Source organism: Haematobacter missouriensis (genome assembly GCF_000740775.1).
Classification (GTDB): domain Bacteria; phylum Pseudomonadota; class Alphaproteobacteria; order Rhodobacterales; family Rhodobacteraceae; genus Haematobacter; species Haematobacter missouriensis.
This window is the reverse complement of sequence record NZ_JFGS01000011.1, coordinates 1-23,183: the sequence shown is the minus strand read 5'-3', so window position 1 is coordinate 23,183 and position 23,183 is coordinate 1. Positions and strand designations below refer to the sequence as shown.

The 23,183-nt window shown below is 64.3% G+C and carries 20 protein-coding genes; 4 read left to right on the top strand and 16 right to left on the bottom strand.

Going from position 1 to position 23,183, the window contains the following annotated elements:
- The first annotated feature begins 248 nt into the window (after positions 1-248).
- Together CG51_RS08750 and ilvN are read left to right on the top strand one after the other, a co-directional pair.
- Positions 249-2,036: an acetolactate synthase 3 large subunit gene (locus tag CG51_RS08750; RefSeq protein ID WP_051930322.1), complete on the top strand. Its 1,788-nt coding sequence runs from the start codon at positions 249-251 to the stop codon at positions 2,034-2,036.
- Positions 2,037-2,047: 11 nt separating this feature from the next.
- Positions 2,048-2,605, top strand: coding sequence for an acetolactate synthase small subunit (ilvN, locus tag CG51_RS08745; protein WP_084695116.1), 558 nt, complete (start codon positions 2,048-2,050; stop codon positions 2,603-2,605).
- A 146-nt stretch (positions 2,606-2,751) separates the two neighbouring features.
- Here ilvN and CG51_RS08740 read toward each other — a convergent pair whose 3' ends face one another.
- Together CG51_RS08740 and CG51_RS08735 are read right to left on the bottom strand one after the other, a co-directional pair.
- The gene (locus CG51_RS08740) at positions 2,752-3,918 is read right to left on the bottom strand and encodes a CaiB/BaiF CoA transferase family protein (RefSeq protein WP_035744027.1); all 1,167 of its coding nucleotides are present in this window, start codon (positions 3,916-3,918) and stop codon (positions 2,752-2,754) included.
- A complete protein-coding gene (locus CG51_RS08735) occupies positions 3,918-5,135 on the bottom strand; it encodes an acyl-CoA dehydrogenase (RefSeq protein WP_416171706.1) in 1,218 nt (405 codons plus the stop codon). Before CG51_RS08735 ends, CG51_RS08740 begins: the two co-directional genes overlap by 1 nt.
- Positions 5,136-5,201: 66 nt before the next feature.
- Between CG51_RS08735 and CG51_RS08730 the strand changes: the two genes are divergently transcribed.
- On the top strand, positions 5,202-6,122 hold the full coding sequence (locus tag CG51_RS08730; protein WP_244901195.1) for a LysR substrate-binding domain-containing protein: 921 nt from the start codon (positions 5,202-5,204) through the stop codon (positions 6,120-6,122).
- Between the two features lie 161 nt (positions 6,123-6,283).
- On the opposite strand, the gene CG51_RS08725 is transcribed toward CG51_RS08730, so the two are convergent.
- The 6 genes from CG51_RS08725 to CG51_RS08700 all read right to left on the bottom strand — a co-directional run bounded on the left by CG51_RS08725 (position 6,284) and on the right by CG51_RS08700 (position 12,512).
- Positions 6,284-7,417, bottom strand: a complete 1,134-nt coding sequence (locus CG51_RS08725) for an HlyD family secretion protein (protein WP_051930298.1) — start codon at positions 7,415-7,417, stop codon at positions 6,284-6,286.
- 36 nt (positions 7,418-7,453) lie between these two features.
- Entirely contained in the window at positions 7,454-9,226 is a 1,773-nt protein-coding gene (locus CG51_RS08720) for an MFS transporter (RefSeq protein WP_084695115.1), read from the bottom strand.
- A 2-nt stretch (positions 9,227-9,228) separates the two neighbouring features.
- Complete coding sequence (locus tag CG51_RS08715) at positions 9,229-9,699, bottom strand: MarR family winged helix-turn-helix transcriptional regulator (protein ID WP_035744025.1); 471 nt, start codon at positions 9,697-9,699, stop codon at positions 9,229-9,231.
- Between the two features lie 121 nt (positions 9,700-9,820).
- Positions 9,821-11,113, bottom strand: a complete 1,293-nt coding sequence (locus CG51_RS08710) for an FAD/NAD(P)-binding protein (protein WP_035744023.1) — start codon at positions 11,111-11,113, stop codon at positions 9,821-9,823.
- A complete protein-coding gene (locus tag CG51_RS08705) occupies positions 11,110-11,559 on the bottom strand; it encodes an RrF2 family transcriptional regulator (protein ID WP_035744021.1) in 450 nt (149 codons plus the stop codon). The genes CG51_RS08710 and CG51_RS08705 overlap by 4 nt, the downstream gene beginning before the upstream one ends.
- A 62-nt stretch (positions 11,560-11,621) precedes the next feature.
- Complete coding sequence (locus CG51_RS08700; protein ID WP_035744019.1) at positions 11,622-12,512, bottom strand: NAD(P)-dependent oxidoreductase; 891 nt, start codon at positions 12,510-12,512, stop codon at positions 11,622-11,624.
- 78 nt (positions 12,513-12,590) lie between these two features.
- Here CG51_RS08700 and CG51_RS08695 point away from each other — a divergent pair, with 78 nt between their 5' ends.
- Positions 12,591-15,053, top strand: coding sequence for a penicillin acylase family protein (locus tag CG51_RS08695; RefSeq protein WP_035744018.1), 2,463 nt, complete (start codon positions 12,591-12,593; stop codon positions 15,051-15,053).
- Between the two features lie 492 nt (positions 15,054-15,545).
- Here the strand turns inward: CG51_RS08695 and phoB are convergent, their stop codons facing one another.
- From phoB to CG51_RS08655, 8 genes are all read right to left on the bottom strand, one after another.
- Positions 15,546-16,232 (bottom strand): phosphate regulon transcriptional regulator PhoB, encoded by a 687-nt coding sequence (phoB, locus tag CG51_RS08690; protein ID WP_035713014.1) that lies wholly within the window; start codon positions 16,230-16,232, stop codon positions 15,546-15,548.
- Positions 16,229-16,948, bottom strand: a complete 720-nt coding sequence (gene phoU, locus CG51_RS08685; protein WP_035744017.1) for a phosphate signaling complex protein PhoU — start codon at positions 16,946-16,948, stop codon at positions 16,229-16,231. Before phoU ends, phoB begins: the two co-directional genes overlap by 4 nt.
- Before the next feature lie 12 nt (positions 16,949-16,960).
- Positions 16,961-17,758: a phosphate ABC transporter ATP-binding protein PstB gene (gene pstB / locus CG51_RS08680; RefSeq protein WP_035744016.1), complete on the bottom strand. Its 798-nt coding sequence runs from the start codon at positions 17,756-17,758 to the stop codon at positions 16,961-16,963.
- Between the two features lie 12 nt (positions 17,759-17,770).
- Positions 17,771-19,132 (bottom strand): phosphate ABC transporter permease PstA, encoded by a 1,362-nt coding sequence (gene pstA / locus CG51_RS08675; RefSeq protein WP_035744015.1) that lies wholly within the window; start codon positions 19,130-19,132, stop codon positions 17,771-17,773.
- The gene (gene pstC, locus CG51_RS08670) at positions 19,129-20,340 is read right to left on the bottom strand and encodes a phosphate ABC transporter permease subunit PstC (RefSeq protein ID WP_035744014.1); all 1,212 of its coding nucleotides are present in this window, start codon (positions 20,338-20,340) and stop codon (positions 19,129-19,131) included. Before pstC ends, pstA begins: the two co-directional genes overlap by 4 nt.
- A 58-nt stretch (positions 20,341-20,398) precedes the next feature.
- Complete coding sequence (locus tag CG51_RS08665; protein ID WP_035744013.1) at positions 20,399-21,424, bottom strand: substrate-binding domain-containing protein; 1,026 nt, start codon at positions 21,422-21,424, stop codon at positions 20,399-20,401.
- Between the two features lie 310 nt (positions 21,425-21,734).
- On the bottom strand, positions 21,735-22,064 hold the full coding sequence (locus tag CG51_RS08660; RefSeq protein ID WP_035744011.1) for a hypothetical protein: 330 nt from the start codon (positions 22,062-22,064) through the stop codon (positions 21,735-21,737).
- Positions 22,065-22,096: 32 nt separating this feature from the next.
- Positions 22,097-23,158: a sensor histidine kinase gene (locus CG51_RS08655; protein ID WP_035744010.1), complete on the bottom strand. Its 1,062-nt coding sequence runs from the start codon at positions 23,156-23,158 to the stop codon at positions 22,097-22,099.
- Positions 23,159-23,183 lie beyond the last annotated feature (25 nt).

The window sequence follows — 23,183 nt, the reverse complement described above, 5'->3', positions numbered from 1 at the left end:
CCACTACATCCCACCGACAGATCGTTGCGCTTTTGGGTTGACGATGCTGTCCACCCATGCGATGAGGACGCCATCCGAGGGGGCGAGACATGAGCGGTCTTATCGTAATCGTAGGAAGTTGGCGCATGGTCCGTTAAGGAAGCCATATTTCCTTCCCATGCGCCCCCCGAGTTTCACTCCGGGGGCTTTTTCATTTGCCGAGACGAAACGGCGGAGGAGCTAAGATGACAGCGGAGAAACCCGGCCAGATGGAGGGCGCACGCTACGCCCGAGGCCCCGCGAACGGTGAGGCGCTGACCGGCGCGAAGATCATCGTGCAGGCATTGCGCGATCAAGGGGTCGAGGTGATCTTCGGCTACCCGGGCGGCGCGGTGCTGCCGATCTATGACGAACTATTCCAGCAAAACCAGATCCGCCATGTCCTCGTCCGGCACGAGCAGGCGGCGGTGCATGCCGCGGAAGGCTATGCCCGGTCCACCGGCAAGCCGGGCGTGGTGCTGGTCACTTCCGGCCCTGGCGCCACCAATGCCGTTACCGGGCTGACGGATGCGCTGCTCGATTCCATTCCGATCGTGGTGATGTCCGGTCAGGTGCCGACCTTCATGATCGGGACCGACGGCTTCCAGGAAGCCGATACCGTCGGCATCACCCGCCCCTGCACCAAGCATAATTGGCTGGTCAAGGATACGGACAAGCTGGCGGAAACGTTGCACCGCGCCTTTCACGTCGCCACCACCGGCCGCCCGGGACCGGTGCTGGTCGACATCCCGAAGGATGTACAGTTCGCCACCGGCGCCTATCGCCGACCGAAACCCAAGGACAGCGACCCCTACAAGCCGCAGGTCCGCGGCGACGCCACGCAGATCCTGCGTCTGGTCGAGATGATCGAAACGGCGGAGCGTCCGATTCTCTATACCGGTGGCGGGGTCATCAATTCCGGCCGGGAGGCGAGCCGCCTGCTGCGCGAATTCGCCGATGCGACCGGTTTTCCCGTGACATCGACCCTGATGGGGCTCGGAGCCTATCCCGCGTCCGGCAAGGGCTGGCTCGGCATGCTCGGCATGCACGGCCTCTACGAGGCCAACCTTGCCATGCATGGTTGCGACCTGATGATCAATCTGGGAGCGCGCTTCGACGACCGGATCACGGGGCGGCTGGCCGATTTCTCTCCCGGCTCGATCAAGGCGCATGTGGATATCGACCCTTCCTCCATCAACAAGACGGTCCGAGTGGACCTGCCCATCGTCGGCGATGTGGGTTCGGTGCTGTTCGATATTCTCCGCATCTGGAAGGAACGGGGATCGAAGGTGAACCGTGAGGGTCTGGCCGGCTGGTGGCGTCAGATCGCGGAGTGGAAGTCGGTCAACTGCCTCGCCTACCGCGGCTCGGAGACGACGATCAAACCGCAGTATGCACTCGAACGGCTGGAAGCGCTGACCCGCGGAATGGACCGCTACATCACCACGGAAGTCGGCCAGCACCAGATGTGGGCGGCGCAGTTCCTGCATTTCAACGAGCCGAACCGCTGGATGACTTCCGGCGGGCTGGGCACTATGGGATACGGTTTCCCTGCCTCCATCGGCGTGCAGATGGCCCATCCCGATGCGCTCGTCGTCAACGTCGCGGGCGAGGCATCGTGGCTGATGAACATGCAGGAGATGGGCACGGCCATGCAGTTCCGCCTGCCGGTCAAGCAGTTCATCCTGAACAACGAGCGGCTGGGCATGGTGCGGCAGTGGCAGCAGCTTCTGCATGGCGAGCGGTATTCGCACTCCTGGTCCGAATCGCTGCCCGATTTCGTCAAGCTGGCCGAAGCCTTCGGGGCGAAGGGCATTCTGTGCAGCGATCCCGCCGATCTGGACGATGCGATCCGCGAGATGATCGCGTATGACGGGCCGGTGATCTTCGACTGCATGGTCGAGAAGCATGAGAACTGCTTCCCGATGATCCCGTCGGGCAAGCCGCACAATGAAATGCTGCTCGGCGATGCCGACCCGGCGAATGCGATCGGCGCCCAGGGCGCGGTTCTGGTCTGAGGAGAACGATCATGGCGCTGAATCTCATGCAGGGCTCCTCCGGGCATTCTGCCTACGATCTTCGCGACCCCAATGCGGATGTGAGCGAGCGGCACACGCTGACGGTTCTGGTGGATAACGAATCCGGTGTTCTCGCGCGGGTCGTGGGGCTGTTTTCCGGGCGGGGGTACAATATCGACAGCCTGACCGTGGCGGAGACGGACCACACCGGCCACCTGAGCCGGATCACCATCGTCACCACCGGTACACCCCAGGTCATTGAGCAGATCAAGGCACAGCTCGGCCGCATCGTCCCGGTGCACGAGGTGCATGACCTGACCGTGGAAGGTGCCGCGGTGGAGCGGGAACTTGCGCTCATCAAGGTGAAGAACACCGGGGAGAAGCGGGTGGAAGCTCTGCGGCTGGCCGACATCTTCCGCGCGAAGGTGGTGGATTCGACGCTGGAAAGCTTTGTCTTCGAGATCACTGGCACGCCGGAGAAGGTGGATGCCTTTGCCGACCTGATGCGCCCGCTGGGGCTGATCGAACTCGCCCGGACCGGTGTCGCCGCCCTTCGCCGCGGCAGTTGACGGAGAAAGCGGGGGAGCACGCTCCCCCGCACCCCCTGTCCGGTGGGCAGCGCCCCCCCGGATCCCCCGATCCGCTGCCGGGGAGAGCTGGCAGGTTGCGGAACGGTAACGTCGGGGGTCGCGGGGGGCGTCCCCCGCGCCCGGTGTCAGCTTTCGGCACCCTCGGACAGGCGCGTACGGATTGCCGCATCATCCGCCCCAAGGAGCGGTGACGCCCGGTCGAGTGCCAGTTCACTGGACGAAAAGGTGATCGGGGTCCGAAGGCCGGGTAGACCTTCCGCCTCGATCCTCATGCCACGCGCCGCGACCTGCGGATCGGCGAAGACATCCGCCAGCGTGTTGATCGGCCCCGCGGGCACTGTCGCGGTTTCCAGCGCGGCCAGCAGGTCGTCCCGCAGCCATTTCCGCGTCGCTGCGGAAATCGCCTCCGTCAGCTCCGCCCGCCGCTCCAGCCGGAGGGCATTCGTCGCATAGGCGGGGTCTGCGCCCAAGTCGGAACGCCCGATCACATCGCAGAAGCGCCGGAATTGCCCATCATTGCCGACGGCAAGAATGAACCAGCCATCCGCCACGGGATAGGTCGCATAGGGCGTGATGTTGGGGTGCGCATTGCCCATCCGGTGCGGCGCGACACCCGAGACGAAGTAGTTCATCGCCTGGTTGGCCAGCACCCCGGTGAGGCAATCGAAAAGCGCGAGGTCCACGTGCTGTCCCCGCCCCGTCTTCTCCCGCTCCGTCAGCGCGGCCTGAATGCCGATCACTGCATAAAGCCCGGTAAAGATATCGGCGAAGGCAACACCGATCTTCTGCGGCTCGCCCGCCGGATCGCCGGTCAGGTCCATGATCCCGGCCATCCCCTGAATCATGAAGTCGTAGCCCGCGCGATTGCGGTAGGGCCCGGTCTGTCCGAAACCGGTGATGGAGGCGTAGATCAGCCGCGGATTGAGTGCGGCGAGGCTTGCGTAATCCAGCCCGTATTTCGCAAGGCCGCCCACCTTGAAGTTCTCGATGACCACATCCGCCTCTGCGATCAGGCGTCGGACGAAATCCAGATCCTCAGGATTGCGGAAATCCGCGATCACGGAGCGCTTGCCCCGGTTGCAGGCGTGGAAATAGGCGGCGGACCGTTCCGACCCGCCGTCCGGCGTCTCCCGGTCGAGGAAGGGCGGGCCCCAGCGGCGCGTGTCGTCACCCTCCGGCGCTTCCACCTTCACCACTTCGGCGCCGAGATCGGCCAGCACTTGGCCGGCCCATGGGCCGGCCAGAATGCGTGCAAGCTCGACGACCTTCAGTCCTTCGAGCGGCGCCCCCATCAGAAGAACGCCTGAAGGCCCGTCTGTGCCCGGCCGAGGATCAGCGCGTGCACGTCATGCGTGCCCTCATAGGTGTTCACCGTCTCGAGGTTCACCATGTGACGGATGACGTGGAACTCCTCGGAGATGCCGTTGCCGCCGTGCATGTCGCGGGCCATCCGCGCGATGTCCAACGCCTTGCCACAATTGTTGCGCTTGATGATGGAGATCATCTCCGGCGCGGCCTGTGCCTCGTCCATCAGGCGGCCGACACGGAGCGAGGCCTGAAGCCCCAGAGCGATTTCCGTCATCATGTTGGCGAGCTTCAACTGGAAGAGCTGGGTCTGCGCGAGTGGTTTGCCGAACTGCTTGCGGTCGAGGCCATATTGACGCGCCGCATGCCAGCAGAACTCGGCAGCCCCCAGCGCCCCCCAGGAGATGCCGTACCGCGCGCGGTTGAGGCAGCCGAACGGACCCTTCAGCCCTTCGACATTCGGTAGCAGCGCGTCTTCACCGACTTCCACGTTATCCATCACGATCTCGCCGGTGATGGAGGCGCGGAGCGACAGCTTGCCCTGAATTTTCGGAGCCGACAGGCCCTTCATGCCCTTTTCCAGCACGAAGCCGCGGATCTTGCCGCCATGGGCCTCCGACTTCGCCCAGACGACGAACACATCGGCGATGGGGGAGTTGGAGATCCACATCTTCGAGCCGATCAGGCGATAGCCGCTCTCGGTCTTGATCGCCCGCGTCTTCATGCCGCCAGGATCGGAACCCGCGTCCGGCTCTGTCAAGCCGAAGCAACCGATCCACTCGCCGGAGGAAAGCTTCGGCAGGTATTTCTTGCGCTGTTCCTCCGACCCGTAGGCATAGATCGGATACATCACCAGCGACGACTGCACCGACATCATGGAGCGGTAGCCCGAATCCACGCGCTCCACCTCACGCGCGACCAGTCCGTAGGAGACATACCCCGCACCAAGCCCGCCGTATTCCTCGGGGATCGTCACGCCGAGCAGGCCCGCCTCTCCCATCTCGCGGAAGATGGCAGGGTCGGTATGCTCCTCGGCGAAGGCTTTCTGGACGCGCGGCATCAGCCGGTCCTGCGCGAAGGCATGGGCCGCATCGCGCAGCATCCGCTCCTCTTCCGTCAGCTGCGTCTCCAGCCGGAAGGGGTCGTCCCAGGTAAAGGCGGTCAGGTCCGGTGCGTCCTTGGCCTTGAGCTTGGGCTTTTGCATGTCGTTCATGGCGGGTCTCCTCTGCTTGCCGCAGGATCTACTCCTCCCGCGTGAAGGATGCTAACGATGTTTTCTGGCATCCCGATGAGTTTTTCTCATATCATGCGACAATCCTACCTACCTTCCATCCAGGAGCTTGCCACCTTCTCCGCCTGTGCGCGCACCGGCGCCACGACCCGCGCGGCGGAGGAACTGAACCTGACGCAGAGCGCCGTCAGCCGCTCTCTCAACACGCTGGAGGATCGGCTGGGCGTGCGGCTGTTTCACCGGGTGAAGGGGCGACTCGTGCTTGCCGATGCGGGGCGGGTGTTTCTGCCCGATGCGGAGCGGCTGCTGGCGGAGCTCAATCAGGCCGCCGTTACTGTCATGGCGTTCGGCGGTCATGGCGACGTGATCCGGCTGGCGGTGCTGCCCTCCTTTGGCTCGGCGTGGCTGGTGCCACGGTTAGCGGCGTTCCGAGTGCTCAGGCCGGATGTGACCTTCGACATCACCTCGCGCCTGTCGCCGGTCGATTTCACCGACGATCCGTTCGATGCGGCGATCCAGCGGGCAGAGCATCGCCCGCCGGATGCGCATGTGGCGGAGCTGATGGAGGAACAGCTTGTCGTCGTTGCCAGTCCCGCCGTCGTGGCAGGACCGTTGCCGGACCTGGCCCTCGCCCGCCTGCCGCTTCTTCAGCAATCCACGCGGCCGACGCTCTGGCTGGACTGGTTCCGCGATGCCGGGCTGGATGCTCGGCCGATCCTGCGGGGCGCGCGGTTCGAGCATTTCGGCATGCTGGTCACCGCGGCAGTTGCCGGCCTTGGCGTTGCGCTGGTGCCCGAGGTGGTGGCAGAGGAGGAGCTTCGCCGCGGCAGGCTGCTGCTCGCCTCCGAACGCAGGCTGCGGGTAGCAAGCCCCTACGCCATCCTCTACCCTGACAGAAGCGCCGCCAACCCGGTGTTCGCGGCCTTTCGCGACTGGCTGATTGGTGAGGCGCGCTCCTGAAAGGTCGCTGAACGGGCGGAGCATTGGCCCGGGCTCCCGTTGAAAGCCCGAAAATCGGTCCGGTCGAGAGCGGGAAATCGCTGCTTCTCAGGCGATTTTCGGATAATTCAGGGAAAGATCCCGGCCTCAGAGCAGTCCTGGAACGCATTTCCTAGCGCCACCTAGAATCGAGGACCGCCGATACCCGTGCCGGGCGTAGCCTCGGCACCGAGATCCGATACCTGCGTGGGTGCGGTGGCGGAGCCCTCATGAGGGGTAACACTGGTATCCACGCTCACCACGACGGACAGGCCGGGCACGAGGTTCCGCACCAGCGGCTGCGCGGGATCGAGTTCGATCCTCACGGGAAGACGCTGGGCCACCTTGGTGAAGTTACCCGTGGCGTTATCGGTCTTGAGAAGACTGAACTCATTGCCGGTTGCGGGCGCAAAACCCGTGACACGGCCGGTCAGTTCCGCGTGGTTCATGGCATCCACCGTGATCCGCGCGGGCTGCCCCACCCGCATTTCGGCGAGCTGCGTCTCCTTCATGTTCGCGATGACCCAAAGCGCCTCCGGCACCAGCGGCATGAGTTGCGTTCCCGCCGACACATACTGCCCCGGCCGCGCACCCACCTCGCCCACACGGCCGTCCTGCGGTGCGCGAATTTCGGTATTATCAAGGTCGATACGGGCCAGTTCCACCGCAGCCTCCGACCCCGTGACAGCGGCCTCCAGAGCCTGACGCCCGACGATGGTGGACTGCACCTTCTGTCTGGCGGTCTCTAAGGCGGCCTCAGCTTGATGCTGATTGGCGATAGCCTGATCCAGAGCGGCGCGGGTTGTATCGCCGTCCGCCTGCGTGGCGACCCCCTTGCCCAGCAGCGGAGTGATCCGCTCCCAGTTCGCAGTGGCAACCTTCACCGAGGCTTTCGCACCCTCCAGCGTGGCCTCCGCGGCGTGGACGCTCGCTTCTGCCACGACGCGGTCCTGCGCGTTGGAGGCAAGGCTCGCGCGGGAGGAAGCAAGCGCCGCCTCCGCTTGCGCTACCTTCTGGCGGAAGATGCGGTCGTCGATCTTCACAAGCGGCTGGCCCGCCTTCACGGTGTCGAAGTCATGCACGAACACCTCGGCCACATGGCCTGCGATCTGCGGCGCAAGAAACGTCACCTTCGCGCGGGTATAGGCATTCTCCGTCGTTTCTATGGCGGTGGTGAAGGGCGGCAACTGCCATGCATAGAGCACCAGCCCGATGGCAGCGATACCGGTGACAAGAGCGATATGGGTAGCGCGGGAACGAATGATTTCATGTGGCATGGTAGGATACTCGGATAGCAGGGTCAGCGAGGGGCGTCAGTTCGGCAGCGCCCCGCCGGGAGGCGCCGTCGCGACCGCCCGCCGCCTCAGCCACGCATTCAACGCCATGTGCCCCAGCAGAAGCCCCAGTGCGATCAGCGCGATGATCCCCACGATGAGAAACACGTCGTTGTAGGCCAGCACAGTCGCCTCCCGCTTGATGACGGTGGAGAGGAGCCGCGTCCCCTCCACCTGCCGTTGCAGGCTGTCGGGGATGACGTTGGCGTAGCTGTTGCCGTACTGCTGGATCCGCTGGGCGACCAGGGGATCGGAAGGAGACATCAGCTCCGACAGGCGGAGCGTGTGCAGGTTCGTCCTGATCGTTACCAGTGTCCCGAAAATGGCGGAGCCAAGCAGACCACCGACACTCTGGGTCATGAGAAAGACGATGATGAAGCTCAGGAGATAGTTCGGCCCCTTCTTCAGCGCGGACATCAGACCGCTCGCCATCGCGGGCGGCAGGAACAGAGCAGTGGCATAGCCAATCAACGCCTGGCTCAACATCAGCTGTTCGGGCCGGGTCAGGCTTGTCGTGTGACTGTCCATCAGGGAGCCGGTGGCGATCAGGATGAGGGCCACGACGTGCATCATCTCCTCCCGCCCGGGCTTCAGGACAGCCGCCGAAGTCAGCCCGCCCAGCAGGGATCCCAGAAGAATGACGACATACATCAACTGCATCTGCGTATTGGACAGGCCCAGCGCGATGAAGAACTGAGGCACGCCCGAGCTTTGTTCGGCCAGCACGATACGGAACAGAAACAGCGCACAGGCGAAGTGGACGATGGCGGGGCTGGTAAGCCAGCGAATATCCACCAGGGGCAACTTTCGGTTCAGCTCGATCACCGCGGCGGTTGTCAGACAGAAGGCGGAGAGAACCAGAAGCCACCCGATCCATGGCGCTTCCAACCACCAGTAGAGCCGGCCTGTGACCAGCACGACAGCTACGCAGCCGAAGCCGACGGCGATCAGCAGATAGCTGACCACGTCACCGCGGCTGATCACATTTGCCCGTGGCATGGAGCCGAGCGGCAGCTTGTACACCAGACCCAGCGCCGCGATGGCGAGCGCAAGTTCCAGCACGGTCAGCGCATGCCACCCGCCCCAGAGTTCGATGAGGTAAGGCGACACGATACGCGCGATGGGAGCGCCGAGCGTGATGTTGGTGAGCGCAAGCGATAGACCGACGCTCAACTTCTTCTCAGGCGGCATCGGCTCCAGCATGTACAGGAAGGCGAGGCTCGACATCGGAGAGGCGGCCATCCCACTCATGAAGCGGACAACAAGCGCGGAATGCAGGTCGGAGATCAGGAAATTCAGCAACGCTGCAACGACGAAACCCAGAATGGAGATTTCGGCAAAGTTCCTCAGCCCGAACTGGTTCCTGATCTTGATGAGGGCCAGGGCGAGAGAGACGTTCGGCGCCATATAGGCGGCCATCAGCCATGTGGCTTCCGTCTGCGTGGCCGACAGGTCGCCCGCGATCTGCGGGATGTTGGCCGAGACGAGGTTCATGCCGAAGCTCTGGGTGAGAGAAAGAAGCGTCGAGGCGAGCATATACGCCGCAACGAGATGCGGCGGCTTCGGAACGAAGGGAGGGCGCGCCGGTTGCTGCGGTGCATCGGGGGAGGTTTGCGCAACTTCCCCGGAAGACGGTGGCGCGGTCTCGGCACTGGTGCCGCCTGCGACCGGCTCTCGTGGAGCGGCTTCCGGTTCTGCCGTTCCCTCCACCTCCTCGGGCGGGGCGCGTTTTATGATGGCGAGATCGTTCATGATCAGCCGTCCAACTTGCCAGAGTCGATGTTCTGCATGATGACACGCAGCACGCGCGTCGCCGTTTCCAGATCGGCAGGAGAAATGCCTTCAAGCATGTCTTCCCGCAACCGACGGGAGAAATCGGTCAGCCCGCGCGCCTTCATCCGCGCGGTATCCGTGAGATAGACGTTCTTGACGCGCCGGTCGCTCTCCTGCGCCTCGCGGCGGATGTAGCCCAACTTTTCCAGACCATCGAGTATGCCCACCATGGAGGGCTGCTCAACCTCCAGCTTGCAGGCGAGCTGGCTCTGGGTCTGGCCGTCCCCCTCGCTCAGCCGCAAAAGGACACGCGCACGCGACAAGGTCAGATCCTGCGCTCGCACACGAGCGTCGAACAACGTGCGGATCTTGCGACTCACCTTGGTGAGTTCGTCAATGAACCAAGCGTTGCGCTGATCGGCGGGCGTGGGTTTTGTGAGGCTCTGCGGCATGGGGATAAAGACATAAGTGGATAACTATTAGGCACCTATGTATAGGCACCTATGTATTTCGGCAAGGCCCAGCGCAATATTTTCCGCGGTGCAGCATTCAGCAGGAGATGACCGGTAGAGCCTATACGCAACCGGGCATGAACGAAGCGGCAAGCCGGGTGACCTGCTCCCGGATATCGGGGATCGCCGTGATCTCCCAAAGGGCTGCGCGACTTGGCGGGCCGGCCGCATGGATCTTCTGCGACACCGTCCCGTCCCGTGCGATGACGGCCCCCTGTAGCGTCACGTCCAGCCCCAGCCGCAGCGGGTCGATTCGCGCCAGCCCGGAGCGGAGCAACTCCGCGACCAGCGGCGAGGCGGAACGCTCCGGGTCGCGCCTGATCCCCCGGCAGTCTATGACGGCGGCGGTCGCGATGTCCTCCACTCCACCGCCCGGCAGGCTCAAGCGAGCTGTTCCGTCCACGAGGCTCCGGAGCCGTGCGCGCTGCAACCGCAGCAACCCTTCTGCCATCGCGGCGTCAAGGCGGTTGCGTGAACCGGGCGGCATCCGATGACGATGCACATCCCACCAGACCGCCCCATGGCGCAGAAAGATCCGCCGGCCAGCCTCCGGCATGGCCCGCCACAACGTCTGCACCTCCGGTCGCACGGCATCCACGACGCCCCGCCAGTCTCCCCCCGAGGCCGCCTCCCGCGCAACGGAGCGGCGAAGCCAGCGCGCGATTGCAGCAGGCCCCTCTCCGACCGGAACGTCATCGGGGAGTATTACCGGGCGCGGGGGCTCCTCCAGATGGTGCCTCGGCAAAAGACCGCGGCGCGAAATGGCCAGCATCCCGCCGCGATGGCCCGCCTCCAACAGACTCAAGACCTCATCCACCATGGTCAGCCCCGTGCCGACCAGAAGTACCAGACCCTCCGGCGTTTCCCCCTCCCGCCACGGCTGTCGCATCCCCGGCTCCTCCTCGGGCACTGGATGACCCGTGGCCAGAACCAGGCGATCCCCCGCCAACACCTCACCGCCTGTGCAGCGCAGGGTGACGCCGGCGCCCTCGCTCTGCACCGCTAAAGCCTCCTCCCTCAGAATGCGGAGACGCGAATTGCCCTGCCACGGCGCGAGCAGATGTTTGAGATAGCGTGCATAATCTGCTCTGCGCTCGAAAGCGGCTGGGTCAGCCGCGCCCCGCTCGCTCAGCAGCCAATCCACGAAATGGCCCGGCATGTCGGGGAAAGCGGACATCGCCGCACTTCGGGTGTTCAGCAGATGCGCGGGATCCCGGGTGGAATAAGCAACCCCCTCGCCCACCGTGTTCCTCTCCACCAGACTCACCCGAGCGCCCCGGCGGAGAAGCTGCGCGGCGAGGATCGTGCCCGTCGCGCCGCCGCCTGCGATGAGGATATGCGGGATTTCCGTCATTCGGCTACGAGCTGCCCGAAACGGTCGGGCGTGCGGATGAGGTCGGCAAGCGTCAGGCTTTCCAGCAGGATGAGATAAGACCAGAACAGTTCGCCGAAGACCCGGCGGAGACGGCATGTTTCCTCATCCGTGCAATCCTCGCAGCGCTGATAGGCCTTGCGGGACAGGCAGGGGAGCGGCGCAATGGGCCCGTCGATGGCGCGGAGCAGTTCGCTCAACGCCACGGTTTCGGGTGGTTTGACAAGCATGTAGCCGCCCCGACGCCCGCGCAGGCTCACCACGTTGCCGGTCTTGCGGAGATCGAGGAGGATGTGCTCCAGAAACCGCTTGGGCGTACCCGCGCGCCGGGCGATCTCCTCGATGGACAGCGGATTATGCCCTCCCTGCCATTCATCGGCGAGCACCATAAGCGCCTTCAGCGCATATTTCATCCGCTGCGTGATCATGCCCCTTGGTAGGCCGGCGCGCGCCGCCGATCAAGCACGGCACGCGCAATATGTGAGCAGGATCAGCGTTGATCCGGTTCCTCACGGTCAAATGCCTTCAGCCTGCGCAGGAGGGAAGAGGTGTCCCACCGCCCGCCGCCCATCGCCTGCACATCCTTGTAGAACTGATCCACCAGAGCGGTCAGCGGCAGGGGGGCGCCGATCTCGTCGCCGGTCGCAAGACAGATGCCCAAGTCCTTGCGCATCCAGTCGACGGCAAAACCGAAATTGAAGCGGTCATCCAACATCGATTCGTGGCGATTGACCATCTGCCATGAGCCTGCGGCACCCTGACTGATGACCTCCACCACCGCGCGCCCGTCAAGACCCGCCTTCTCCCCGAAAGACAGCGCTTCGGAGAGACCTTGCACCACACCCGCGATACAGATCTGGTTCATCATCTTGGCAAGCTGGCCCGAGCCGGTCGGCCCGATCAGTCGGCAGATGCGGGAATAGGCGGCAATCACCGGCTCCGCTCGCGCGAAATCTTCCGGCGTCCCCCCGCACATGACGGAGAGGATGCCGTTTTCAGCCCCTGCCTGCCCACCCGAAACCGGCGCATCGACGAAAGCGATGGACTGCTCTGCCGCTGCCGCTGCAAGCTCCCGCGTCACCCGCGCAGAGACGGTCGTATGATCGACGAGCACGCTGCCGGCCGCCATGCCGGTGAAGGCTCCCCCCGGACCGAGGCAGACCGAACGCAGGTCATCGTCATTTCCGACGCAGACCATCACGAATTCGGCACCCGTCGCCGCGGCGGCAGGCGTGCGTGCGGCCTGCCCACCATTGGTTGCGACCCAGGCGGCAGCCTTGGAATACGTGCGATTATAAACGGTGACCGTATGGCCCGCCTCTGACAGATGACGCGCCATCGGCGCCCCCATAACACCCAGACCCAGAAATGCGACCTTCATGTCCCCTCCTCCCGATTGCGCGTCTCACTGCTTTGACTTAACTACGGGCTCCATCGCCCGCGTCAACTGAAGGCCCCCATGCTCATCGCATTCCGCTGGCTTGTGCGGATTCTCACAGCGCTGATCCTGGTGACGGCTGCGACACTCGCGGGCCTTTACTATGTCACGTCCCGCTCCCTGCCAGATTACAGCGCGTCCTACCGGCTTTCGGGCGTTCATCAGCCCATGGAGATCGTGCGTGATACCGCAAGTGTGCCGCATGTCTTCGCCAAGACGGATGAGGACGCCTTCTTCGGGCTGGGCTTCGTCCATGCACAGGACCGGCTGTGGCAGATGACGATTCTGCGCCGCACCGCGCAGGGGCGGCTGTCGGAAATCTTCGGGGCGCGCACGATGCGAACCGACGAGTTCATCCGCCGCCTCGACCTTTACGGCCTGGCGCAAGCGTCTTTCGAGGAGCAGGACGAGCCCACGAAAAGCGCGCTGGAGGCCTATTCCCGCGGCGTGAACGCGTGGATCGAAACGGTGAACGCGCAGGCGCTGGGGCGCGGCGCACCGGAGTTCTTCCTCTTCCCGCCCGAGATCGCGCATTGGCAACCGGCGGATTCACTGGCGATTCTGAAACTCTTGGCGCTGCAACTGACCGGCCAGATGGAGCGGGAGGTGCTGCGCGCCCGGACATCGCTGCTGATGCCCGCGAACCGGGTGCAGGATATCCTGCCAGACGTTCCCGGCCCCGGCATCGCCGCATTACCGGACTATGCCAGCATCGTGCCGAACGTGGCGCCGTCCTATGCCGCGCTGTCGGGGCCGGAGAGCGCCTTTGATCCCGTGCATCCGCAGCTTTTCGCCGGGGCGTCAAATGCCTGGGCGGCGGCGCCCTCCCGATCCGCTTCAGGGGGGACGCTGCTGGCCAACGATCCACACCTCAATTTCTCGGCCCCGACGGTGTGGTATCTCGCGCGGCTGGACCTCGCGGGCGGTGGGGTGATCGGCGGGACGATCCCCGGCATTCCGCTGGTTATCGTCGGACGCAACGCCGATCTGGGCTGGGCGCTGACCTCCTCCTATCTCGACGATCAGGATCTGCATATCGAGCGGTTGAACCCCGAAAACTCGGAGGAATATCTTACACCTTCGGGCTATAAGAGCTTCGAGACACGGCGCGCGATCCTGTCGATCAAGGACGCTCCCCCCGTCACCCTTACCCTTCGCTGGACGGAGAATGGCCCTGTCCTGCCCGGCTCCCACTACGATCTCGGGACGGTCACGCCGCCCGGTCACGTGATGTCGCTGACCTGGACGGCGCTCACCCCGCACGACAGAACGATGACCGCGGGCCTCCGGCTGATGAAGGCGCGGTCCGTTACGGAGGGGATGACGGCGGGTGAGCTTTACACCGCTCCTTCACAGAACCTGATGCTGGCCGATTCCCATGGCATCGCCATGCAACTCATCGGCGCGATGCCCATACGCGATCCCGGTCACCAGACGCAGGGCCGGATGCCCAGCCCCGGCTGGATCGCGCAGAACCGCTGGCAGGGGATATTCCCCTATGCAGAGAACCCCCGCTTCGTGGAGCCGGCGGGAGGTATCCTCGGCAATACCAACAACAAGATCATCGACGCCCCCTTCCCCCGGCACGTGAGCTTCGACTGGGGCGACAGCCAGCGCATCGAGCGGTGGAAGCGCCTGATGCAGACACGGGAAGTCCACACCCGAGAGAGCTTCATCGAAGCGCAACTCGACACGGTGAGCCAGGGGGCGCGCACACTTCTGCCGCTGATCGGGAAGGATCTGTGGTTCACCGGTGAGCCCGCCGCCGAAGGAACCACCGAACGGCTCCGTCAGAAGGCGCTCAACCTGCTGGCCGAATGGAACGGGGAGATGAACGAGCATCTACCCGAGCCACTGATCTATGCCGCCTGGATGCGGAGCCTTCAGGAAAAGCTCATCCGGGATGAACTTGGCCCGCTTGCGGACAGCTTCACCCATGCCGATCCGCTGTTCATGGAGCGAGTATTCCGCAACATAGACGGCGCGGCGAAGTGGTGTGACATCATCCAGTCCTCTCCGGTCGAGACGTGCACGGATATCGCGCGGATGGCACTGGATGACGCGCTGCTGCGGCTCTCGGAACGCTATGGCCGAAATCTGGAAAGCTGGCGCTGGGGCGACATCCATCAGGCCGCTCACGATCATCCGGTGCTGGGGAACGTGCCGCTGCTGCGCTATCTCGTGAATATCCGGCAATCCACTTCGGGCGGGGACGATACGCTGATGCGCGGGTTGACCAGCGGCACAGGCAGCAATCCCTATCTCAATGTCCACGGCGCCGGCTATCGCGGGGTCTATGACTTTGCCGACCCTGACAGTTCGGTCTTCATCACGGCGACGGGGCAATCGGGGCACCCGCTCTCACGACACTATGACGATCTAGGGGAACTCTGGCGGCGGGGAGAGTATATCCCCATGTCGCTGGACCCGGCCCTTGCCCGCGCAGCCGCCGTGGGGATCACCCGGATAACGCCCACCCCCTGAGGCGGCACATGGGCTGCCGCCGATATCCGCCTGCGCGGAGGGGTATCTCCGCCCTGCGGGCATACCCATTGCGGGCCTGAAAGAAACCTGTGCGGGGAGCATCCGCCATGCGCGCCTGCATATCCACGCGATATCTGGCTTCGCCCGCCGCCTTGACATCGCGCGACGCAGGCGCATGCCCGCGTCTCAGCCGGCTCACGATAGTCCCGCGCAATCCCCATGCTCACGCCAATACCCACACGCGGGCGGGCAAGGGCAGCCATCAGCAACAGAGCCAATGAAACATTGGTTTGGGTCAGGGATTCGGTTCGAGAGCGTCCGGTCAGGCCTCAAGGCGAGTTCTTCCAGCGGTTGATCCTCACCAGCCTGAGGGTCCGAGGACTGCAGGATCGTGCATGATAATATGCCCACCGATCCGGCCCGCAGCGCGCCAGCCTTGCCCGATTGCCGCGCTCCCGGAGACGGGCGGCCGCCCGCCCCCTCCGCAGGGCATTATCCCAGCGCGTAGCCCGCGCCGCGCACGGTGCGCAGGACGTCCTCTCCGCCATGGATGCCGAGCGCCTTGCGGAGCCTGCCGATATGGACATCCACCGTCCGGGTGTCGACATAGATGTCCCGCCCCCAGACCCGGTCCAAGAGCTGCTCCCGGCTCCAGACCCGCCCCGGCTTCTCCATCAGCGTGGAGAGCAGGCGGAACTCCGTCGGGCCGAGTTTCAGCAGCTTTTCTTCCCTCCAGACGCGGTGACTCTCCGGGTCGAGCCGGATGCCGCCGAACTCCAGCACCTCGCCCACCGAAGCGGGACGCGTGCGGCGGAGGAGCGCGCGGGCACGCGCCATAAGCTCCACGATGGAATAGGGTTTGACGACATAGTCGTCTGCGCCGGTTTCCAGCCCGCGCACCCGGTCCACTTCCTCCGAGCGGGCGGAGAGCATGAGGATCGGCAGACTGCGCGTTCCGGGACGGCCCTTCAGCTGACGACAGACCTCGATGCCGGAGACATTGGGCAGCATCCAGTCCAGCAGCACCAGATCAGGTGCTTCCTCGTCCACCAGAAGCAGGGCCTCCTCCCCGTTGGAGGCCGGGATCACCCGGAACCCTTCCGCCTCGAGGTTGTAGGCCAGCACCTCACGCTGCGAAGGCTCATCCTCCACGAGAAGGACACTCGGCTTCGTGCTCATCCCCGATCCTCCATGATCGGCTGGGCCGATGTCGCATCCGCCTTGGGCCGGCTGTCGGAGGGCATCTCGCCGGTCGCGAGATAGATCACCTGCTCCGCGATGGAGGTGACGTGATCGCCGCAACGCTCGATATTCTTTGCGATGAAGTGAAGGTGCATGCAGGCGGTAATGTTGCGCGGGTCCTCCATCATGTGGGTCAGGAACTCACGGAACAGCGCGTTGTACATCTGATCCACGTCCTGATCGCGGTCGCGCACGTCGCGGGCCAGCTCAACATCGCGGTGGATATAGGCGTCGAGTGCATCCTTCAGCATCTGCTCCACCGCCTTGGACATCCGCCGGATGGATCCGGCAGCGCCCGAGATCTGCGGCATCTGGCCCAGCACGACGGATCGCTTGGCCAGGTTCTTCGCGTAGTCGCCGATCCGCTCCAGATTATTGGAGATCTTGAGCACCGTCAGCACGGTGCGCAGATCGGTGGCGATGGGGGCCCGCATGGCGATGACGCGGGCGGCCTCCAGATTGATCTGCTCCTCAAGCTGGTCGACCTGCTTGTCTGTAGCCCGGACATGGGCGGCGAGTTCGTCGTCGCGTTCCTCCAGCGCCTGCACGCTGTCGAGCAACTGCGTCTCGACGATGCCGCCCATCTTCATGATCATCGCTTGGATCGCTTCGAGATCGCGGTCGAAAGCGGACTGGATATGTACCTCAGGCATGGTCGCTCCCGCTCAGCCGATGCGGCCCGAGATGTAGCTCTCGGTCCGGGGGTCTTTCGGATTGGTGAAGATGTCCCCGGTCTCGCCGAATTCGACGAGATGACCGAGATGGAAAAAGGCGGTCTTCTGGCTCACCCGTGCCGCCTGCTGCATGGAGTGGGTCACGATCACAACGGAGAAATTCGCCCGAAGCTCGTCGATCAGTTGCTCCACCTGCGCAGTCGCGATGGGGTCGAGGGCGGAGCAAGGTTCGTCCATCAGCAGAACCTCGGGCGAGGTCGCCACCGCCCGCGCGATGCAGAGCCGCTGCTGCTGGCCGCCCGAAAGCCCGGTGCCGGGCGCCGCGAGCCGGTCCTTCACCTCGTTCCAGAGGGCGGCACGGCGAAGCGACTTCTCCACGATCTCGTCCAGTTCCGCCTTGGACCGGGACAGGCCATGGATGCGGGGCCCATAGGCCACGTTGTCATAGATCGACTTCGGGAAGGGGTTCGGCTTCTGGAACACCATGCCGACCTTTGCCCGGAGTTGCACCGGATCGACGCGCTTGTCGTAGATATCCTCGCTGTCGAGCAGAATCTCTCCCTCCACCCGGCATCCCTGGATCGTGTCATTCATTCGATTCAACGTCCGCAGGAAGGTGGACTTGCCACAGCCAGACGGGCCGATGAAGGCGGTCACCATCCGGTCGCGGATATCCACGCTCACATCCTTGATCGCGTGGGTCTCGCCATAGAAGACCTGGACGTTCCGGGCGGCGATCTTGTTGCTGGTGTCGTCCACCAATCTCTCCGTAATGCGCATGTCGTTCATGAGCTTACTCCGTTACCAGCGGCGTTCGAAGCGCCGACGCAGCACCACGGCCACGATATTCATCACGAGCAGGAAGGCGAGGAGCACGATGATCGCACCCGAGGCCCGCTCGACGAAGGCGGGGTCCGCCCGTTGGGTCCAGTTGAACACCTGCACCGGCAGGGCGGAGGCAGGATCGAAAAGCCCTTCCGGCGGCGCGGCCGGGAAGTCCCGCACGAAGGCCACCATCCCGATCAGCAGAAGCGGAGCAGTCTCACCGAGCGCCTGTGCCAGACCGATGATCGTCCCCGTGAGGATCCCCGGCATGGCAAGCGGCAGGACGTGGTGGAACACGGCCTGCATCCGGGACGCCCCCACCCCCAGCGCCGCATCGCGGATGGAGGGCGGCACGGCCTTCAGCGCCGCCCGGGTGGATATGATGATCGTCGGCAGAGTCATCAAGGTCAGCACCAGCCCACCCACGATGGGAGCAGATTGCGGCAAGCCGACAAAGTTGATGAAGATCGCGAGGCCCAAGATACCGAACACGATGGAGGGCACCGCGGCGAGGTTGGAGATGTTGACCTCGATCAGATCGGTCCAGCGGTTCTTCGGCGCGAACTCCTCAAGATAGATGGAGGCGGCAACACCGATGGGAAGGGCGAGCACCAGCACGATCAGCATCATGTAGAGCGAGCCCAGGATCGCGATCCCCAGTCCCGCGCTTTCGGGGCGCTGGTCGGAGGCGTCGGACCCGGTGATGAAGGAGGGGTTGAATTTCAACTCCAGCAGCCCCGCATCGCGCAACGCGGCGGCAAGCTGAAGCTGCCCCGGTGTGACCATGCTGTCCGTCTCCGCCGTCTCGCGCGTCACGCGGCCCTTCAGATAGCCGTCGATGCGGCCGTTCGCCAGAACGTCGAAGGACACGTCGGTGCCGATGACCTCCGGGTTGGCGAGCACATGGTTGCGGAGTTGCGCGGCGGCGTCTCGGGAAATGATGCCGGCGGCTTCCTTTTCCGACAGCCCGTCGATGGCGATGCCGCGAGCGGCCATCGCCTCCCGCATCGCCCGCTCGATCAGCGGCGCATAACCGAAGGTCGTGACCTTGGCGATGGCGGCAGGGTCGCGCGCCCCCGAAGGGTCGAGCTTGTCGGCATCAAGATGAACCGTCAGTTCCACATAGGTCTGGCGGAAGGAGGAAAGACCGTTGCCGAGCACGGATGTCAGAAGCCCGACAAGCGCCAATACACCCAGCAGACAGGCGATCAGGCCATAGAGGCGGAACCGCGCTTCCGCCGCGTTCCGGCGGCGCGTCCGCGCATCCTGCTTCAGAAGGGAACGCTGGGTGCTCTCGCGGCGCGGCGCGGGCGTCGATCCGGCGGTTGCGTCCGTCATTCGTATTGCTCCCGGTATTTGCGCACGATGTGGAGCGCGAGCACATTGAGCCCCAGTGTCATGACGAAGAGCGTCAGACCCAGCGCAAAGGCCACCAGTGTTTCGGGCGAGGCGAAATCGGTGTCGCCGGTCAGCTGGCTGACGATCTTGACCGTGACAGTGGTCATCGCCTCGAACGGGTTGAGCGACATCTGCGCAGCCGCCCCCGCCCCCAGAACCACGATCATCGTCTCACCGATGGCACGCGAGGTGGCGAGCAGCACAGCCCCCACGATCCCCGGCAGCGCCGCAGGCAGCACGACCTGCCGAATGGTTTCCGACTTCGTCGCGCCAAGCCCGAAGGAGCCGTCGCGCAGGCTCTGCGGCACCGCGTTCATGATGTCGTCGGAGAGCGAGGAGACGAAGGGGATCAGCATGATTCCCATCACCAGCCCCGCCGTCATCACCGAGGAGCCCGACGTGCCAAGCCCGGTCGGTTGGGCGATCCAGTCGCGCAGCAGCGGCCCCACCGTGATCAGGGCGAAAAGGCCATAAACAATGGTCGGGATGCCCGCGAGAATCTCGATCAGCGGCTTGGCCACCGACCGGAAGGGCTTGGAGGCGTATTCCGACATGTAGATCGCCGCGAACAGCCCGATCGGAACCGACACGGCCAGCGCGATGAAGGAAATGTAAAGCGTGCCCCACAGCAGCGGCAGGATGCCGAGTTGGCTCTGCCCGTGGAAGGCGGGCGCCCAGGTCAGGGAGAAGAAGAAATCCTGCCAGGGGTACTGGCTGAAAAAGTTCATCGTCTCGAACAACATCGACAGGACGATGCCGAGCGTCGTCAGGATGGCGATGGTGGAGGCGAGGATCAGCATGAGCAGGGTGAACCGCTCCACCACGTTCCGCGCGCGGAAATCAGACGAGACCCGTTTCAGCGACAGGGCAAGACCCGCAAGAGAAAGCAGGACGGCGATAACCCCGACGATGGTGAAACCTTGCGCGCGAGCCCCCTCACCCGCCGCCAGCAGCGGAAGCGCCAGCAGCCCTGCGAGCAGCCACAGCAGCGCCGGAACGGCGGTGGACAATGCAACGAACCAGCCGTGGAAGGAGGGCAGCGAATGCAGAAGTCTTGAGTCGGAAGTGCTCAGCGCCCGACCGCGACCGAGCACGAAGCCTGCCGCCGCGAGGGCCAGCACGATGAAAATGATCCAGGGGAGGGACATGGCGCGCGTTCGAGCCTCTGAAAGGAAGGAGGGCGGCTTGCGCCGCCCTGTCCGGGTGTCAGTTCATCACCGCCTGTGACGCGACGGCGGCCTGCGTGTCGGCCAGTTTCGGGTCAGGCACAAGCCCGTATTGCGCGAGCGGACCACCCGGACCCGCTATGTCATCGGAGACGAAGAACTCCGCGAATTCCAGCAGGCCGGGGATCTGGCCGATGTGCTGCTTCTTCACGTAGAAGAACAGCGGGCGGGAAACCGGGTATTCGCCGGTGGAGATCGACTCCACCGAAGGAACGATCCCGTCCATCGTGGCGACCTTCAGCGTATTGGTGTTCTGCTCATAGAAGGACAGGCCGAACACGCCGATCCCGGCCTTGTTGGACTGGATGCGGGCCAGCGTCTCGGTATAGTCGCCGTCGATGTCAACGGAGCGGCCATCGGTGCGCAGCGTGGTGCAGGCTTTCAGCGCCTCATCCTTGCCCAGAGCGTCCGTCATCGCCTTCAGCGCGCCGGTGGCTTCGCAGCCCTCCTGGATGACCTTCTCGATGAAGACCTCCCGCGTGCCGTGTTTGGTGCCCGGGACATAGGCCACGATCTCCTGCTTCTTGAAGGCGGGGTTCACCTGATCCCAGCTGGAAACCGTGTTGGCAACCAGCTTGCCGTCCACGAAGGTCTGCGCGGCCAGTGCCTTGTACCAGTCGGCGGGGGTGAAGGCGAAGTCCTGCGCGGAACGGTCTGAGGCGAAAACGATCCCGTCGTAACCGATGCGCACCTCCATGATCTCGGTCACGCCGTTGGCCTTGCAGGTCTCGACCTCGGCCGGGCGGATCGGACGGGAGGAGTTGGCGATGTCGATGGTATTGTCAGCCACGCCCTCGCAGAACTGCTTCAGGCCTGCGGAGGAACCGCCGGATTGAACGACCGGAGTCTTGAAGTCGAAGTTCTCGCCAAAAGCCTCGGCCACGATCGACGCGTAGGGGAGAACGGTGGAGGAACCGGCCACCTGAACAACATCACGTGCAGAGGCGGAACAAGCCCCGGCTGCGATGATCGCGACGACAGAGGCAGTGTTACGGACGATGGACATGGAAAACTCCTGTTAGCCCGATCATGTGGTGACCGCGGTAAAGCGACCTTTCGCAGGTCTCCTAAGACCAGGATGCGACCACTATGTGACGGTATGGTAACAGTTTCATGACATCGCCAAAAGCGGGCGGGCCGTTCTGACACAGGCAAACCCTTGGTGCGCAATATACAGGATGGGCCGCGCCGTCCGCCTTCCCTGAATCCAGCTCCGCAGCCCCTATCGGATAATGATATTCCTCATGAGGACGAAGCATCGCCCGGAGGCAAACCTTCCCCCGAGGGCATCGGTTTCCACAACTCGTCTGTTTCAATCAGCAGTCAGGCGGCAGCTTCTTGACGCCCATGAGGTCCAGCCCGGAGGCGGTCTTCGGCTGCCAGGTTTTCGATTCTGGCAAGGCGCCCGCCGGCACAGTTCCAGTATTGGAGCCGCCCGTGCCGCCGCTCCACCCCGTAGAACCGGCATTGCCCGGTGCGGTGCCGCTGGACGGTCCCTGCGCCACACCCGTTGCCGGCTGTGCCACTCCGCCCTCGCAATCTCCAGCTACGCCGACCTTCGGTGTTTCCACGGCCGTTTGCGCCGTGAGGATCGCCGGCGTGAAGATCACGGCAGCGGCAAGCAAGGTGCTTCGGGTGATGGACATTCGAACTCTCCCCAATTCTAGACAACACTCTTTCAGCTTTCCGGTTCCACGCTCTCTGATCTGGGCAGCAGGACGGTGAAGCGACTCCCCTGCCCCTTCCGGCTTTCGATCTTGAGGCGGCCCCGGTGACGGTTGACGATATGCTTCACGATCGCAAGGCCAAGCCCAGTCCCGCCTTTTTCGCGGGAACGGTGACTGTCCACGCGATAGAATCGCTCTGTCAGCCGCGGCAGGTGGAGGTCGTCTATCCCCTCTCCCCGGTCGATCACGTCGATCCGCGCAACCGGTCTTTTCAGCACGGGATCCCGCGCCTGGCCGGAAAGCGCCACCGTGACGCGCCCCGGACCACCATATTTCAACGCATTCTCGATGAGGTTGGTAAGCACCTGTGTCAGCTGGTCGGCATCACCCGGCGCCGTGAGGGGCTCGGCGGCTCCCGTCAGCTCGATCTCCGCCCCCGCCGCTTCCGCCACCGGACGGAGGCTGGCGGCCGCGGAGCGCGCGAGCGCGGCGAGATCCACGGGTGCGGTCGGGCGGACACGCTCCTCCGATTCCACGCGCGTGAGCGACAGCAGATCCGCGACGAGCCGGTTCATCCGCTCCGCCTCTCGCGCCATGATGGACAGGAAGCGCTCCCGTGCCGCCGCGTCATCCCGTGCCGCGCCGCGAAGTGTTTCGATGAAGCCGAGAAGCGCCGTCAGCGGTGTCCGCATCTCATGGCTGACATTGGCGACGAAGTCGCGCCGGATGCGGCTCGCCTGCTCCACATCCGTGATCTCCTCCAGAGAGACGAGCACCCGCCTGTCCAAGACAGGCGTTGTCACCACCCGGAACGAGCGGTCGAGCGACGGGCCGGCGATGAGCATTCGGCCCTGTGTCTCCCGCGCCGTCCGGCGCGTGGCCTCGATGCAGCTTGTCACGGCAGGCTGCCGGATCACTGTCAGGTAATGACGCGCCTCAACCGCCGGACCGAACAAGCGAACCGCCGCGTCGTTGGTAGCCAGGATCCGGTCCGCCTCATCGATAAGCAGAAGGGGAATCGGCACACCCGCGACCAGCGATTTCAGGGCCTCGTCCGCCGTCGCGCTGCTCATTGTTTTAATCCTTTCGCTGCTTTAA